Raw genomic sequence first — 16126 nt, 5'->3', positions numbered from 1 at the left:
GGCCGCGGCGAGGTCGTTCAGAGCGAGAAGATCTTCCCGGGGTTCATGATGTTCTTCGGATCGAGCGCGCGCTTGATCGTACGCATCATCTCCACCGCGCCCGTGCCCGCTTCGGTGACGAGGAAGTCCATCTTGTGCAGGCCGACGCCGTGCTCGCCGGTGCACGTGCCGCCGAGATTGAGCGCGCGCGAGACCAGCTTGTGATTGAGGTCCTCGGCCACTTCGCGCTCGCGCGGATCGTTCGGGTCGAGCAGGTAGCCGAAGTGGAAGTTGCCGTCGCCCACGTGGCCGACCAGGAAGTAGGGGATGCCGCTCCCATCGGCTTCCTTCACCGAGTCGAGCAGGCAATCTGCCAGGCGTGAGATCGGCACGCAGGTGTCGGTGGAGATCGCGCGGCAGCCGGGGCGCGACTGGATCGCAGCGAAGTAGGCGTTGTGCCGCGCGGTCCACAGGCGCGTGCGCTCCTCCGGCGTGGTGGCCCACTCGAAGGCATTTCCGCCGAACTCGTTGGCGATCTCCTGCACCGTCTCGGCCTGCTCCTTCACGCCGGCCGGCGAGCCGTGGAATTCCATCAGCAGCATCGGCTCTTCGCGCAGCCCCAGCTTGCTGTGCGCGTTGACCATGCGCACCGTGTGGTGGTCGATCAGTTCCACCCGCGCGATCGGCACGCCCAGCTGGATGACCTGGATGACCGTGCGCACCGCGGCCTCGATGCTCGGGAACGAGCAGATCGCCGCCGAGATCGCCTCCGGGATCGGGTACAGGCGCAGCGTGATCTCGGTGATCACGCCCAGCGTGCCTTCGCTGCCCACCATCAGCCGGGTGAGGTCGTAGCCGGCCGACGACTTCTTGGCGCGCGTGCCGGTGCGGATCACCTCGCCCGAAGCGGTGACCACTTCCAGGCCCAGCACGTTCTCGCGCATGGTGCCGTAGCGAACCGCGTTGGTCCCGGATGCACGCGTCGCGCTCATGCCGCCGAGGGTGGCGTCCGCGCCCGGATCGATCGGGAAGAACAGGCCGGTGCTCCGGATCTCGTCATTGAGCTGTTTGCGGGTGACGCCCGCCTGCACGGTGACGGTCAGGTCCTCGGGATTGATCGACAGCACCTTGTTCATGCGGCCCAGGTCGATGCTGATGCCGCCCTGCACCGCGAGCAGGTGGCCTTCGAGCGAGGAACCCACGCCGAACGGGATCACCGGCACTTCGTACTGCGCGGCCAGCGCCACGGCATCCGCGACGTCCTGCGTCTTCTCGGCGAACACCACGGCCGCGGGCGGCGGCACCTCGAAGGAGGACTCGTCGCGCCCATGCTGCTCACGCACCGCGGCCGCGGTGGAGCACTGCGCGCCGAAGCGCGACTGCAGCGCATCGATCAGGGCTTGCGGCACCGGCCGCGGATGGAATTCGGGAACGAGGTGGGAAACGGCGGTGGGCGCGTTCATGGAAAGGTCTCCTGGACGCGGCCAGTTTACGCCCTGGCCCGTGCCCAGCCTCTGCTTGGCCGGGACTTCCTAGCGCAGGCTGTCGTCGTATTCGGAGCGCGAGACGGAACCGTCGCGGTTGGTGTCCATGTCCTCGAACGTCATCGTCGCCATCGGCAGACGCAGCGCCTCGGCGCGCGACAGCAGCCCGTCTGCGTTGGTGTCGGCCTGCATGAAGAACTGCGAGACCTGCAGGGCCGTGAGCGGTCCGCCGCGTCCCGCGCCCGCGTTCGCGGTGACGGAAGGAACGCCGCCGGTGAGCCCGCCGATGCCGCCGACCACGGTGCCGGGGGTGATGACAGCGGTACCCGGCGTCGTGTTGATCACGCCCGCGCTCGGCGCGCCGGGCGTGCCCACGCTGATCGCCGCACCGGCATTGCCGGCCGCCGCGGCGCCGCTCGGGTCGAACAGCGCGGCGGTATTGCCTGCGGGCCCGACCGCGCCGCCGTCGAGGGGCTGCACCGCTCCGATGGTCGTGCCCGTCGCGCCCGTGACGCCGGGGATGCCCACCACGCCGCGCGTACTGCTGGTGACACCGATCGCGCCGCCGCCGGCCACGCTGGGCGACACGGTGGTCGGCGCGGTGATCGCGGCGCTCGTGCCCGGTGCGGCGATCGAGGTCGAGGAAATGCCGGCCGGGAAAGGCGAGGGCGACGCCAGGCCCGAAGGCGAGGGCGCGCCCAGCGGCAGGGTCGCCGTGCCGCCACCGGGCGACGCGGCCACGGGGTTTCGTTGATTCGGAGCCGTGCTCGAGGGCGTGCCCGCGCCGACGGTCGCAGCGCGCGCGGGCGACGTGACGCTGCGCAGCGGCGTCTGCTGCGCGGACGCGAGGCTCGCGGACAGCATCAGCGTCACGGCGGCGAGCATCGTCAGCGGCTGGAGATGGGAATAGGCGGAACGCGGCTTCATGGCGGTCTCCTGGTTCCTTCGCATGGTGGCGCGGCTGTGCCATTCGCGTGTCGCGCGAACGCGAGAGTGTGCGTAGGACGGCTCGCACTGCCCGACAGCAGAGATCGCACTGCGGCGAATGGGACAATCGATGCAGCAAACCACGAGGAGCCACCGATGGGCAAGCGCCTGACGCAGATCGCCACCCGTACCGGCGACGACGGCACGACCGGGCTGGGGGACAACACGCGCGTGCCCAAGCACAGCGCACGCGTGCAGGCCATGGGCGACGTGGACGAGCTCAACTCGCACATCGGCCTGCTGCTGTGCGAGAAGCTGCCCGACGAAGTGCGCACGCTGCTGGTGGAGGTGCAGCACCAGTTGTTCAACCTGGGCGGCGAGCTGTCCATCCCGGGCTTCGAGCTGCTCAAGACGGAGGCATTGGCGGTGCTGGACGACGCGCTGGCGCTGCACAACGGCCGCCTGCCCAAGCTGGAAGAGTTCATCCTGCCGGCCGGTACGCGGGCGGCTTCGCAGGCGCATGTCTGCCGCACGGTGGCACGGCGCGCCGAGCGCTCGGTGGTGGCGCTCGGGCAGGCCGAGGCGGTCAACGACACGCCCCGGCGCTACCTCAACCGCCTTTCCGACCTGATGTTCGTCCTCGCCCGCGTGCTCAACCGGATGGACGGCGGCGACGACGTCTACTGGAAGAGCGAACGGATGGCACGCGAGGGCGGCGCCTGAGCGTCAGCGCGCGGCTCGCGGCGCGGCTTGCGCGGCCGGGCGGCTGCCGCCGCGGCTGAGCAGCGCGTACAGCAGGATCGCGCCGAACGTGGCGGTGCCGATGCCGCCGAGCGAGAAGCCGCCGAACTTCAGCGTGAAGTCGCCGGTGCCCAGCACCAGCGTCACGGCGGCCACGATCAGGTTGCGGTTGTCCGAGAAGTCCACCCGGTTGTCGACCCAGATCTTGGCGCCCGCGGCGGCGATGAGGCCGAACACCACGATGGACACGCCGCCCATCACCGGCAGCGGGATGGCCTGGATCACCGCGCCGAACTTCGGCGAGAAGCCCAGCACGATCGCGATCACCGCGGCCACGACGAAGATCGCGGTCGAATAGATCTTGGTGGCCGCCATCACGCCGATGTTCTCGGCGTAGGTCGTGACACCGGTGCCGCCGACGGAGCCGCTGACCATCGTGGCCACGCCGTCGCCGATGAACGCACGGCCCATGTAGGCGTCGAGGTTGCGGCCGGTCATCGCCGTCACCGCCTTGATGTGGCCCAGGTTCTCGGCCACCAGGATGACGGCCACCGGCGCGATCAGCAGCATCGCGGGCGCGCTGAACACGGGCGCCGCGAACGCGGGCGCGCCGAACCAGGCCGCACTGGCGATGCCGCTGAAGTCCATTGGCTTGCCCATGCCCAGTCCGTTGGTGAGCAGCGCGTAGATGATGGTCGCGACGATCAGGCCGACCAGGATCAGCAGCCGCTGCACCATGCCGCGGGTGAACACCGCCACCAGCGCTACGCACACGAAGGTGACGGCCTGCATCCACGAATCGAAGCTGCTCGCGGCCATGTTCTTGATCGGGATCCCCGCCAGGTTGAGGCCGATCACCGCCACCACGGCGCCCGTGACCACCGGCGGCATGAAGCGCTCGATCCAGCCCGTGCCGATGGCCTGCACGATGAAGCCGATGATCGTGTAGACGATGCCGCAGGCGATGATGCCGCCCAGCGCCACGCCGATGTTGGTGTTGGGGCCCTTGCCCGCATACGCCGTCGCCGCGATCACCACGCCGATGAAGGCGAAGCTGGAGCCCAGGTAGCTGGGCACCTTGCCGCCGGTGACCAGGAAGAAGATGAGCGTGCCGACGCCGCTCATGAGGATGGCGACGTTGGGATCGAAGCCCATGAGGATGGGCGCGAGCACCGTGGCGCCGAACATCGCGATCACGTGCTGCACGCCCATCGCGGCGGTCTGCGGCCAGGGCAGGCGCTCCTCCGGCCCGATCACTCCGCCCTGCTGCAGGACCTGCGCGGGCTTTTCGGCCCAGGTGAACATTCCCATCTCCGCTCCTTGCTGTTGTTGAAGCGGTGATGCTAAGCGGCGCCCCCGCGGGCGACAAGCCGCGTCTCAGCGCAGGAAGTCGGCCACCGCGCGCAGCACGTTCGCGTCCTTGAGCAGCTTGCGGTGGCCCAGGCCTTCGGTGGCGACCAGCCACGCGCCGGGGATCGCATCGGCGAATGCCTGGCCGTCGGCGAAACGGTTGATGCTGTCGCCGCGGTCGTGCACGACGAGCGTCGGCACGCCGATGCGCGAGCCCACCGCGGGCGGCTCGAACTGCGCCATCAGGATGCCTTCGCGTGCCTCGATGCGCGCCTGCATGCGGGAGCGGATGTTTTCCGAGAGGCCGAAGACCGCGGCGAACAGCTGCGTGTATTCACGCGGCGAGGCGGGCGGCGCCACCAGCACCAGCCGCTCGGTGCGCAGGCCGCGGCTGGCCGCGTACGCGGCGCCGTTCGCGCCGAGCGAATGGGCGACCACGGCACGCAGCTGGTGACCTTGCTGCAGCAGCCGCGCGCCCACGTACTCGATGGCGCGCGCGAACTGCGGCAGGTTGCTCACCGAACCGGCGCTGCGGCCGTGCGCCGGCATCTCCACGATCACCGGGCGAAAGCCGGCCTGCGCGGCGGCTTCGGCCAGCGGCAGCATCTGCCGTGCGTGGCCGCCCCAGCCATGCACGAACAGCACCACCGGCGCATGCGGCGCGACGGGCTGCGAGTAGATCGTGAGGCTCGCGTCCTCGAAGGGCCAGGCGTCGATGCGCCAGGCGGCGTCCCAGGATCCCTTGCGTTGCATCCACTTCGGAGGCAGCGGCGTGGCGAAGAGTCGTAGCGAGGCGCGCACGGCCAGCGCGGGCCAGAGGCGCTGCGACGCGCCGAGCGCCGCGCGGAACAGGCGCAGTCCGGGACTGGCCTGGTAGAAGTCGGACGTGGCCTGCAGGGCGGTGCGGGTCATGGTGGCTCCTTCAATAAAAGACCATGTCGTCGTTGCGGCGCGGCAGGCTGCGCAGCGAACGCCAGGCGGCGCGGCCGCCTGCGATGCCGCCCCAGGCGAGGGCGATGGCGAGGAGGATCAGCATGGGAGCTCCTTTCTTCGCACGGGTGTGCGAAATGTGGTCGAGCGGAAGGCCGGCGGCATCTTCGGTGGGAGCCGTCAGGCCAGGTAGGTGGAGAGCAGCCGGCGCCAGGTCGACTGCACGCGCTCGGCGGTGCGCGGGTCGCGCATGAAGCGAACGTCGTGCACCATGCCCAGCATCAGCGAATAGATCTCGCTGACCAGCTGCTCGGGGTCGGTGCCGGCCTTGAGGTGGCCGGCTTCGATGGCCTGCATCACCGTGCGGCGCAGGGCGGAACGCCAGCGCATGATCTCGTTGTGCAGGTGGTCGCGCAGCGGGCCTTCCTTGTCGTCCAGCTCGAAGGCGCCCGCGGAGAACACACAGCCGGATTTGGCTTCGACATCACGGGTGCGCACGATCCAGCGCTGCACGATGGTGTCCAGCCGCGGCAGGCCCTTGGGCTGCTGCATCGCGGGCACGAATACGTCGTCGATGAAGCGCCGGCCGAACTCCTCGACCACGGCCTTCTGCAGCGTCTCGCGCGAGCCGACGCGGGAGAACACGCCGCTCTTGGAAAGCCCGATGCGGTCCGCCACGGCTTGCAGCGTGATCGACTCCAGCCCCTCGGCCGCGGCGAGGTCCAGCGCCGCGCCGATGATGGCGGCGCGGGTCAGTTCGCTGCGCTGGGTCTTGGCTTCCATGATGCGGCGCAATTTAGCACGCATGTGCGAAATCCGCAAACTGAGCGGCAGAAGGGTAGTGCCCGATGCCTTGTCCTCGCCCGGTTGGCTACGCTTGCGCCCATGAGTTCCGTGCCTCCCCGCATCCCCCAGATCCGCCTCTACCAGGAGTGGCTGCGCCAGCGCCACGGCCGGTCCTTCGACAGCTACGACGAGCTCTGGCGCTGGTCCGTGGACAACCTGGACGGCTTCTGGCAGAGCATCTGGGATGCGTTCGGCCTCGAATCGCCGACGCCGCACCGGGCCGTGCTCGGGAAGGCGGGCATGCCGGGCGCGGAGTGGTTTCCGGGCGCGCAGGTGAACTACGCGCGGCAGGTGCTGCGCCATGCCGATGCCGCGCATGCGGCGGGCTTTCCCGCGCTCGTCAGCCGGAACGAACAGGGACTGCACCGCGAGCTGTCCTGGCCCGATTTGCGGCGTCAGGTCGCGGCTGTCGCCTTGCATCTGAAGGAGCAGGGACTGCAGCCCGGCGATCGTGTCGCCGCCTATCTACCGAACGTGCCGGAGGCCATCGTCGCGTTCCTCGCGGTGGTGAGCCTGGGCGGCATCTGGAGCATCTGCGCGCCCGACATGGGGACCAACGCGGTGCTCGATCGCTTCCGCCAGATCGAGCCCAAGGTGCTGATCGCGTGCGACGGCGTCAGCTATGGCCACAAGGCGTACGACCGCATCGAAGTGGTCGCGCAGTTGCGCAAGCAGCTGCCGACCGTGAAGCACCTCGTGGGCCTGCGCAACCTGGGCGGCGAACCGGCGTCAGCACTGCAGGCCGATGCCTGGTTCCACGAGATCGCGACGCGCGACGATGCGCAGACGGCCTCGTTCGAGCCGCTGTGGGTCCCCTTCGACCACCCGATCTGGATCGTCTATTCCAGCGGCACCACCGGCCTGCCCAAGCCCATCGTGCATGGGCACGGCGGCATCCTGCTGGTGATGCTGGCGCACCTGGTGCTGCACAGCGACATCGGCTGCAGCTACCACCCCAACACCTGGGGCGAGCGCTTCCACTGGTACAGCTCCACGGGCTGGGTGATGTGGAACGCGCAGATGGCGGGTCTGCTGAACGGCACGACCTGCTGCCTGTACGACGGCAATCCGGCGGGAGCGAAAGAGGCGCCCGACTGGTCGACGCTGTGGCGCTTCGCGGCCGACCTGGGCGTCACCTTCTTCGGCGCCGGCGCGGCGTTCTTCGCCAATTGCATGAAGGCGGGCGTGGACCTGGCCGCGATGCCGGGGCTCAGGGCGGTGCGCGCGCTCGGCACGACGGGGTCGCCCTTGTCGGAAGACGTGCAGCGCTGGACCAACGCGCAGTTCCAAAAACTCGGCAAGCCCGGCATGTGGTGGTCCAACATCTCCGGCGGCACCGACTTCGCGGGCGCCTTCATCGGCGGCAACCGCGAACTGCAGCTGGTGCCCGGAGAGATGCAGTGCCGCCTGCTCGGCTGCTCGGTCGAGGCCTGGGACGAGCAGGGCCGCAGCGTGATCGACGAAGTGGGCGAGCTGGTGTGCACGAAGCCGATCCCGTCGATGCCGCTGTACTTCTGGAACGACGAAGGCAACAAGCGATACCTGTCCTCGTACTTCGACACCTACCCGGGTGTCTGGCGGCACGGCGACTGGCTGAAGATCAACTCCCGCGGCGGCTGCATCATCTACGGCCGCAGCGACGCCACCATCAACCGCCACGGCCTGCGCATGGGCACCAGCGAGCTGTACAGCGCGGTGGAGGCTCTGCCCGAGGTGCTCGATTCGATGGTGGTGGACCTCGAGTACCTGGGGCGCGAGAGCTGGATGCCGCTGTTCGTCGTGCTGCGGCCCGGCGTGCAACTCGACGAAGGGCTGCGCCGGCGCCTGAACGACGCGATCCGCACGGCGCTCAGCCCGCGCTTCATTCCCGACCAGATCTACCAGGTGGCCGAGATCCCGCGCACGCTCACCGGCAAGAAGCAGGAGCTGCCGGTCAAGAAGCTGCTGCTCGGCCAGCCGCTGGAGAAGGTGGTGAACATCGACGCCATGGCCAACCCCGGCTGCCTGGAGTGGTACGTGCAGCTGGCGAAGGACCGGGCACGGGCGAACGCTTGAGTGCCTTCACGTTCCGGCCGGTCGCCCGCAGCGACTACCCGCTGCTCGCGCACTGGCTGCGCCAGCCGCACGTGCAGCGCTGGTGGTGCGACGATCCAGCGGACGCTTCGCTGGAGGCGGAATACGGAGGCGTGATCGACGGCCGCGAGGAGGCCGAGGTGTTCATCGCGCACCGAGAAGGCCGGCCGCGAGGGCTGGTGCAGCGCTTCGCGCTCTCGGCCTATCCCGATTACCGCGAGGAGATCGCCAGGTGGACGCCCGTGCCGCCGCAGGCCTGGAGCCTGGACTACTTCATCGGCGAGGCGGATGCGCTGAGGCGAGGGTGGGGCACGGAGCTGGTCGGGCAGCTGACGGCGGGCATCTGGTCGCGCGCATCCGATGCCAGTGCGGTGCTGGTGCCGGTGCATGCGGACAACCGCGCTTCCTGGCGCGTGCTCGAGCGCAACGGCTACTGCAAGGTGGCCGAGGCCGAGATGCCGCCCGACAACCCGGTCGACAGCCCGCGGCACTTCATCTATCGCCTCGACCGGCCGCTGCGGTAGTTCTCACGCCGGCGCCGACGTGTTGCCCTGCTGCGCCGCCTCTTCCTCCAGCCCGTCGAGAAACGCACGGACCTTCGCCGGCACGAGCCTGCGACCGGGCAGCAGCGCATAGATGCGCAGCGGCGCGCATTCCCACTGCGGCAGCAGCCGCACGAGCCGGCCTTCCGCCACGGCGCGCGCACAGAACGTCGCCGTGATGCGCGCGACGCCCAGCCCCGCCATCGCGGCCTGCAGCCGCACTTCGGCATTGCCGCTGCGCAGCGGCGGGTTGCGAACTTCGACGTTCACCGAGCCGTCGGGGCCGTTGAACGCCCAGGCCGTGTCCTCGCCGCCCGCCAGCAGCGGCAACGCGTTCAGGTCCTCCGGGCCGGCGAACTCGGGGAAGCGCGCCATCAGTTCCGGCGAAGCGAACAGGCCACGTTCCAGCGAGTACACGCGCTTGGCCACCACCGTCGACGGCGCGAAGCTGTGCTCGATGGCGGAGAACACGATGTCGTAGTGGCGCTCGAACAGCGCCACGCGCGCGTGCTCCACGTCGACCTGCACCTTCAGCTGCGGATGCCGCGCCAGCATGCGGCAGGTCACCGACGCGAGGTGGTGCGCACCGAATTCGTACGGCGCGGCCACGCGCAGCGTGCCCTGCACCTGCGCGCCTTTCGCCACCGCGTCCACGGCCAGTTCGCGCAGCTGGGAGAAGGGTTTGGAGATGTCCCGGTAGAGCGTCTCGCCCGCGTCCGTCAGGCGCAGGCGGCGCGTTGTGCGCTCCAGCAGCCGGGCCCCCAGCTGCTCTTCCAGCCGGGCCACCGAAGCGCTGAGGCTCGACTTGGGCCGGTCCAGCGCGCGTGACGCGGCAGTGAAGCCGCCGTGCTCGACGACCTGGCAGAAAGCGTCGAAGTCGTCCCAGTTCATTGTTCAGGATTCGGAACACTGCGGCCACGCAGCCCTGTTTATCTTCGCGGCCGCCGCTCCTACGATTGTCCCATCGCAAAGACGCCCCTGTCGGGCATGGAGAGAACGATGTTCCTCAAGAACTGCTGGTACGTGGCCGCCTGGGACCACGAGCTGATCGACGGCCGCATGCTGGCCCGCACCCTCCTGGAAGAAGCCGTGCTGCTCTACAAGAGCGAGAGCGGCAAGGTCGTCGCGCTGCAGGACCGCTGCTGCCACCGCGGTGTGCCGCTGCACCTGGGCCGGCGCGAGGGCGACTGCGTGCGCTGCATGTACCACGGCCTGAAGTTCGACCCCACGGGCAAGTGCATCCAGATCCCCGGCCAGGAGGTCGTGCCGCCCAAGCTGGGCGTCAGGAGCTACCCGGTCGTCGAGAAGGACCACCTGATCTGGATCTGGATGGGCGACCCGGCCAAGGCCGACCCGGCCGAAATCATCGACTTCCCCTACCTGCGCGATCCGCAGTGGAAGGGCATTCCCGACTACATGCACTACGACGCCAACTGGCTGCTGATCGTCGACAACCTGTCGGACTTCGCGCACCTGGCCTTCGTGCACACCAGGACGCTGGGCGGCTCGGAGGAGTACGCGTACGTCACCAAGCCGGTCGCCATCGAGAGGCAGCCGCGCGGCTTCCGCGTCGAGCGCTGGCACATGAACGCCGCGCCGCCGCCGTTCCACCGCAAGGTGCTGCCCGCCGAGGAGAAGGACAAGCCCGTCGACCGCCGCAACATCGGCCACATGCACATCCCGGGCATCTTCTTCCTGGAGTCGATGTTCTCGCCGGCCGGCAGCGGAAGCGAGAACGGCAACCGCGAAGGCAGCCGCGAGTACCGCAACTGCCAGTTCATGACGCCGGAAACGCGCCGCACCACGCACTTCTTCTGGACGTACCTGAACAACTACGAAGGCGACGACCACAACATCTCGCGCTCGCTGCACCAGAGCCTGATCGAGGGCTTCATGGAAGACAAGCACCTGATCGAGGCGCAGCAGAAGGTGCTGGACGCCGACCCGGAGTTCCGGATGCTCGCGGTCGCGGCCGATGCGGCGCTGTCGCACTTCCGCTGGACCTTCGACAAGCTGGTCGCGGCTGAGCGCGCCGAGGAAGCGGCGAAGAAGGCCGCCACGCCCGCAGCCCCCGCCATCAAGCCGCCCCACCAGGCCGGCATCGGGGCCTGAGCCCGCGATGGCCGACTTGAACCTGCGGGTTTCGGCGGTCCGTGCCGAAGCCCGGGACGTCCTGCGCCTGGAACTGGTGGACCCCACCGGCGCCGAGCTGCCGCCCTTCGAGCCCGGCGCGCACCTGGCGGTGGAACTGCCCGGCGTGATGCTGCGCCACTACTCGCTGTGCGGCGACTGGCGCGATCGCAGCCGCTACGTGCTGGGCGTGGGCCGCGCCGCGGACAGCCGCGGCGGCTCGGACTACGTGCACGGCCAGCTGCGCGAGGGCATGGAGCTGCGCTGCAGCCGGCCGATCAACAACTTCCGCCTGGTCGATGCGCAGCGCTACCTGTTCATCGCCGGCGGCATCGGCATCACGCCGATCCTGGCGATGGCGCGCTGGTGCGAAGCGCATGGCAAGGACTGGCGGCTGGTGTACGGCGTGCGCAGCCGCCAGCGGATCGCGTTCTACGAGGAACTGCGCGAGTGGGGCGACCGCGTGCAGTTCCACTGCGACGACGAGATGGGCGCGCCCATCGCCGTGCCGCCGCTGCTGGCCAACCTGGTGCCGGGAACCGAGGTCTATTGCTGCGGCCCGGGGCCGCTGATGACCTCCGTGCAGCAGCACGGCGCGCACATGCCGTCCGATGCGCTGCACTTCGAGTGGTTCTCCGCGCCGGCCGCCCCGCCCTTGGGCGAGGCGCCGCCGCAGGAAGGATTCATCGTCGAACTGCGCCGCAGCGGCGGCCGCTTCGCCGTGCCGCCCAACCGCAGCATCCTGGAGGTGCTGGAGGAGAACGGGCATGAGGTGCCGTTCTCCTGCCGGGAGGGCCTGTGCGGCACCTGCGAGACCGCGGTGTGCGAAGGCGAGCCCGAACACCTCGACTACGTCTACCCGCCGTCGCAGCGCGACAGCCTCAAGACCATGCTGGTCTGCGTGAGCCGCGCCAGGTCCGAGCGGCTGGTGCTGGACCTGTGACTCGTTCCACAACCAAGCCCCAAGGAGACAAACCATGACGATCGACCGCCGCCGGTTCATCCAGGCTTCCGCAGCCGCCCTCGCTGCCGCCGCTGGCGCCGCGCCCGCGTTCGGGCAGGCGCCGCCCGAGACCGCGCGGATCATCCTCGGCTTCGCGCCGGGCGGGACGATCGACCTCACGGGGCGGCGCGTCGCCGACAAGCTGCAGCCGTCCTATGCCAAGGCCGTGGTGGTCGAGAACCGCACTGGCGCCGGAGGACAGATCGCCGCCCAGGCCGTCAGGACCGCCGCACCCGATGGGGCCACCGTGCTGCTCACGCCGACGTCGCCGATGAGCCTGCACCTCTTCACCTACAAGAAGCTGCCCTACGACCCGGCGGCGGACTTCACTCCGGTGTCGGGGGCCGCGATGTTCGACTACTCGCTGGCGGTCGGCCCGATGGTGCCGTCGTCGGTGCGCTCGGTGCAGGAGTTCCTGGCCTGGTGCAAGGCCAATCCGAACAACGCCAACTTCGGCTCCGCCGGCCAGGGCTCGGCCGCCCACTTCATTGGCGCCGCGCTGGGCCGCATGAGCGGCACGGACCTGCGCCACGTGGCCTTCCGCGGCTCGCAACCGGCGCTGGCCGACATGATCGGCGGCCAGCTCGCGGCCGTGGTCGGCCCCACCGGCGAGTTCATGTCCAACGTCAAGGCCGGCAAGGTCCGCCTGCTCGCGACCAGCGGCCCCAGGCGCGGCAGGTTCACGCCCGACACGCCGACGATGGCGGAGCAGGGGTTCAAGGAACTGGCGTACATCGGCTGGTTCGGCTTCTTCCTGCCCGCCCAGGCGCCGGCGGACGTGGTGCAGCGCCTGAACGGCGGCATCCGCCAGGCGCTCGCCTCGCAGGACGTGGTCGACAGCCTGGCCACGGCCTACATGGAGCCGCTGCCCACCGCGCCCGCGCAGTTGGCGCAGATGCTCAAGACGGAGACCGAGTTCTGGTCGCGCCTGGTGAAGACGCTCGGCTTCTCGCCCGAGTGATTCAGCTCCCTCTCCCGCCTGCGGGAGAGGGTAGGGGTGAGGGCTTCCGATTCACCAGCACGATGCCGGCCGCGACGCCGGCCAGCGCGAGCACCAGCTGCGCCGTCAGCGGCTCGCGCAGCAGCACCACGCCGAGCACCAGCGCGAACACCGGCGTGAGGAAGGTGAACGAGGACATCAGGGTCGCCGGGTAGTGCCGCAGCAGCCACATCCAGGCCAGGTAGCTCGCGAAGGCGCCGATGAACGTCTGCACCGCGAGCGAGCCCCACGCATACGCCGAGTAGTCGAGCGACCAGCGCTCGCCCAGGAGCAGCGACAACAGCGGCGCGACCAGTGCCGTGACCGCCACCTGGTAGAAGAGCGTCTTCTCCGCCGAGGCTGTCGCCAGCTTCGAGCTGCGGATCACCAGCGTGGTGAGCCCCCACAGCGTCCCGGCCGCCAGCCCCAGCGCATCGCCGCGCAGCTGGCGCGCGGTCGTCGAGCCGGTGAAGCCTTCGCTGAAAGCGACCGCCACCGCAACGAACGCGATCAGCAGGCCGGCCCACTGCGCCACCCGCAGACGCTCCGTCGGCACGAAGCGGGGCAGCAGCAGCGCCACCACGAACGGTGAGGTGTAGAGAAACACGGTGAGCCGCGATGAGGTCGTGTCGCGCAACCCCAGGTAGATGCAGCTGAACTCGCCGGCGAACAAGGCGCCCGCCAGCAGCCCCGCGCGCAGCGTGCCGTCGCGCTCGAACAGCGGCATCTTGCGCAGCACGCACCACAGCCACAGCAGGGCCGTGGCGCCGATGAAGCGCAGCGCGGCCTGCCACAGCGGCGGCACCTCGCCCACGGTGGTCTTGATCAGGATCTGCTGGAAGCCCCAGAAGAGGCAGCTCGCCAGGAGCAGCGAGACGGCCAGGCCGTCGAGGTGTTCTTTTCGTTGTCTCATCGCCCGGCGATGCTAGCCGCCCGGCGCGCGCTGCGCAGCGGCCGGCTGCCGAGAACGAAGCTGCTATCGCCGTGCGGCGCGACGACGGTGCTCGTCCGAAGTCGGGTGCACCCGCTGGATCGGCGCGCGGGCGATGTCCTCGCACGCGAGCTCGCGTACCTGCCGCATCAGCGCGCGCGCGTCCCAGTCCACCGGCCAGCCCTGCCACAGGCGCAGGCGGCCGGCGACGAACACGGCCTGCAGCTGCGAGCGATCGGCCAGCCGCACCAGTTCCCAGCCCAGGTCCCAGCTCGGCTGCAGCTCGGGCACGTCCAGGTCCAGCAGCAGGAAGTCCGCGGCGCGTCCTTCCTCGATCGCGCCGGTCACGCTTCCCAGCCCGACGGCCTGCGCGCCGCCGCGCGTGCCGTGCTCGAGCCAGGTCCAGCCACCGCCGCAAGAGGAGTCCCCGCGCGCCAGACCGAAGGCGATGCGCTGCATGGCCTCGGCCGCGTCGAGCAGCCGGAAGGCGTCGTAGCGGGTGCCGTCGGTGCCCAGCCCGAACGGCACGCCCTGCTCGTGCAGCGCCAGGGCATCCAGCACCGCGTTGCCCTTCCACACCGACGCCACCGGGTTGTAGGCGACCGCAGCGCCGCGTTCGCGCAGCAGGCGCGCCTCGCGCGGCGTGAGCAAGGTCGCGTGCGCCAGCAGCGTGGAGGCGTTCAGCGCGCCGCAGTGCTCCAGCAACTCGATCGGCCGCAGGCCCCGTGCGACGAGCGAGCGCTCGACGGCCACGAGGTGCTCGTTGGCGTGGGTCTGGAACACGCGGCCGGATTCGGCGCACAGCGCGGCGACGCGCGCCAGCATGCGGTCGCTGCCGACCTCGGGGATCGACACGGCCAGCGAGGGATGCACCAGCGCGTCGTGCTCGAAGCGGGCCAGGTGGCGCTCTGCGCGCTCGATCAGCCGGCCGTAGGCCTGCTCCGGCTGCGGGTCGGCGAGGTCGTTGCAGGTCAGTCCCAGTACGCAGCGGATGCCGGCCTCGCGCACGGCGAGCGTCACCGCTTCGATGCCCTCGTCGGAACGCGTGCCGGCGTCCACGACGGTGGTGAACCCGCCGCGAAGCGCCTCCAGCGATGCGAGCTTGGCGCTGACGTACGCGGCCTCCTCGCGCAGGGAGGCTTCCATCGGCACCCAGATGCGCCGGAAGATCTCGGACGGTTCGCCGAAGGCCAGCGACTTGCCCAGCGCCTGGGTGAGGTGGGTGTGGGCGTCGATCAGGCCCGGCATCAGCAGGCGCTGCGGCAGCTCGATCGCTTCCAGGTCCGGCCGTTCGGCGCGCAGCTGCGCCAGCGGTGCGACGCGGGCGAAGCGGCCGCCGGCCACCAGCACGGCGATGTCTTGCCCGATGCCATCGGGCAGCAGCACGCGCTCGGGCGCGAGCAGCAGCTCGGCGCCGGAAGAAAGTTTCGACAGAAGGTCCATTGAACGACTCAGGCGAAGTGAGGCGCGGCGGCGCGCCAGGAGAACCACAGGCCGACGGCCAGCAGCAGCACGCTCACCAGCGCCTGCAGCGCGGGCACCGGCAGCTTGCGCGCGGCCGCCTGGCCGGCGATCGAACCGGCCAGCAGCAGCACGCCGAGGTACAGCGCGAGCGCCACGTCGAGTGCGCCGGCTGAAGCATGCGCGGCGCCGGCCGCCAGCGCGACCGGCAGCTGGATGACCTGCGCCGCGGCCACCGTGAGGGCGAGCGGTTGCCCCAGGACCATCCACAAGGGCACCAGCAGCACCGGTCCGCCGGTGCCCGTCAGCGCAGAGGCCAGGCCGATGCCGGCGCCGAGCGAGGCGAGTTCCCAAGGGCGCAGTTCGCGGCCCGGCACCTGCGCCGGCCGCCGGCCGGCCAGCTGCCACAGGCCGCGGGCGCCGCTGAAGAGGGCCACCACGCCCACCGCGGACAGCAGCCAGCCCGCTTGCACCGAATGGACCGCCCACGCGCCGGCCGCGGCCGCGGGCAGCGCGCCCAGCAGCAGGGCCGACCAGCGGGCCAGCCCGGCGCCGCTGCGGGCCAGCCACCACAGGGCCGCGATCCCGGGCAAAGCGAACGCCAGGGCCGATGCCGCGATCGCCTGCGTCACCTGCAGGCCCGCCAGCCCGGTGAGCGCGGGCACCACCAGCACGCCGCCGATGCCGGTGGCGCCGATCAGGCCTCCGGCGAGCAGGACCGCGGCGGCGGTGAACGCGTCCAAGGCCGTC

General features: G+C 70.3%; 15 protein-coding genes. 6 read left to right on the top strand and 9 right to left on the bottom strand.

What is annotated here, in order from left to right; all coding sequences use genetic code 11:
• Positions 1-17 precede the first annotated feature (17 nt).
• Both EZ313_RS09005 and EZ313_RS09000 read right to left on the bottom strand, forming a co-directional pair.
• A complete protein-coding gene (locus tag EZ313_RS09005; protein WP_135262828.1) occupies positions 18-1442 on the bottom strand; it encodes an FAD-binding oxidoreductase in 1425 nt (474 codons plus the stop codon).
• Positions 1443-1511: 69 nt separating this feature from the next.
• Entirely contained in the window at positions 1512-2390 is an 879-nt protein-coding gene (locus EZ313_RS09000) for a hypothetical protein (protein WP_135262827.1), read from the bottom strand.
• A 156-nt stretch (positions 2391-2546) separates the two neighbouring features.
• Here EZ313_RS09000 and EZ313_RS08995 point away from each other — a divergent pair, with 156 nt between their 5' ends.
• Entirely contained in the window at positions 2547-3113 is a 567-nt protein-coding gene (locus EZ313_RS08995) for a cob(I)yrinic acid a,c-diamide adenosyltransferase (protein ID WP_135262826.1), read from the top strand.
• Positions 3114-3116: 3 nt separating this feature from the next.
• Here the strand turns inward: EZ313_RS08995 and EZ313_RS08990 are convergent, their stop codons facing one another.
• From EZ313_RS08990 to EZ313_RS08980, 3 genes are all read right to left on the bottom strand, one after another.
• On the bottom strand, positions 3117-4442 hold the full coding sequence (locus EZ313_RS08990; RefSeq protein WP_135262825.1) for a solute carrier family 23 protein: 1326 nt from the start codon (positions 4440-4442) through the stop codon (positions 3117-3119).
• A gap of 66 nt (positions 4443-4508) precedes the next feature.
• On the bottom strand, positions 4509-5393 hold the full coding sequence (locus tag EZ313_RS08985; protein WP_135262824.1) for an alpha/beta hydrolase: 885 nt from the start codon (positions 5391-5393) through the stop codon (positions 4509-4511).
• A 198-nt stretch (positions 5394-5591) separates the two neighbouring features.
• Positions 5592-6194 carry a TetR/AcrR family transcriptional regulator gene (locus EZ313_RS08980; RefSeq protein WP_135262823.1) on the bottom strand — a complete coding sequence of 201 codons (603 nt, stop codon included), beginning with the start codon at positions 6192-6194 and terminating at the stop codon, positions 5592-5594.
• Between the two features lie 102 nt (positions 6195-6296).
• On the opposite strand from EZ313_RS08980, the gene EZ313_RS08975 reads away from it, so the two are divergent.
• A complete protein-coding gene (locus EZ313_RS08975; protein ID WP_135262822.1) occupies positions 6297-8312 on the top strand; it encodes an acetoacetate--CoA ligase in 2016 nt (671 codons plus the stop codon).
• Positions 8309-8854, top strand: coding sequence for a GNAT family N-acetyltransferase (locus EZ313_RS23280; RefSeq protein WP_167772551.1), 546 nt, complete (start codon positions 8309-8311; stop codon positions 8852-8854). The genes EZ313_RS08975 and EZ313_RS23280 overlap by 4 nt, the downstream gene beginning before the upstream one ends.
• 3 nt (positions 8855-8857) lie before the next feature.
• Here EZ313_RS23280 and EZ313_RS08965 read toward each other — a convergent pair whose 3' ends face one another.
• The gene (locus EZ313_RS08965) at positions 8858-9763 is read right to left on the bottom strand and encodes a LysR family transcriptional regulator (RefSeq protein WP_135262820.1); all 906 of its coding nucleotides are present in this window, start codon (positions 9761-9763) and stop codon (positions 8858-8860) included.
• Between the two features lie 108 nt (positions 9764-9871).
• On the opposite strand from EZ313_RS08965, the gene EZ313_RS08960 reads away from it, so the two are divergent.
• From EZ313_RS08960 to EZ313_RS08950, 3 genes are read left to right on the top strand one after another with little or no spacing between them, the layout of a single operon-like run.
• The gene (locus EZ313_RS08960; RefSeq protein ID WP_135262819.1) at positions 9872-10984 is read left to right on the top strand and encodes an aromatic ring-hydroxylating oxygenase subunit alpha; all 1113 of its coding nucleotides are present in this window, start codon (positions 9872-9874) and stop codon (positions 10982-10984) included.
• Between the two features lie 7 nt (positions 10985-10991).
• On the top strand, positions 10992-11945 hold the full coding sequence (locus EZ313_RS08955) for a PDR/VanB family oxidoreductase (protein ID WP_135262818.1): 954 nt from the start codon (positions 10992-10994) through the stop codon (positions 11943-11945).
• A 34-nt stretch (positions 11946-11979) separates the two neighbouring features.
• Complete coding sequence (locus EZ313_RS08950) at positions 11980-12966, top strand: Bug family tripartite tricarboxylate transporter substrate binding protein (RefSeq protein ID WP_135262817.1); 987 nt, start codon at positions 11980-11982, stop codon at positions 12964-12966.
• A gap of 1 nt (position 12967) precedes the next feature.
• On the opposite strand, the gene EZ313_RS08945 is transcribed toward EZ313_RS08950, so the two are convergent.
• From EZ313_RS08945 to EZ313_RS08935, 3 genes are all read right to left on the bottom strand, one after another.
• Positions 12968-13897, bottom strand: a complete 930-nt coding sequence (locus EZ313_RS08945) for a DMT family transporter (protein ID WP_135262816.1) — start codon at positions 13895-13897, stop codon at positions 12968-12970.
• Positions 13898-13960: 63 nt separating this feature from the next.
• Complete coding sequence (locus EZ313_RS08940; protein ID WP_135262815.1) at positions 13961-15358, bottom strand: amidohydrolase family protein; 1398 nt, start codon at positions 15356-15358, stop codon at positions 13961-13963.
• Positions 15359-15366: 8 nt separating this feature from the next.
• Positions 15367-16119: a sulfite exporter TauE/SafE family protein gene (locus EZ313_RS08935; RefSeq protein ID WP_240788572.1), complete on the bottom strand. Its 753-nt coding sequence runs from the start codon at positions 16117-16119 to the stop codon at positions 15367-15369.
• Positions 16120-16126 lie beyond the last annotated feature (7 nt).

The organism is Ramlibacter henchirensis, from assembly GCF_004682015.1.
Classification (GTDB): Bacteria; Pseudomonadota; Gammaproteobacteria; order Burkholderiales; family Burkholderiaceae_C; genus Ramlibacter; species Ramlibacter henchirensis.
Note: the sequence above shows the minus strand (reverse complement) of the source record. Positions and strands in the feature narration are given on the sequence as shown.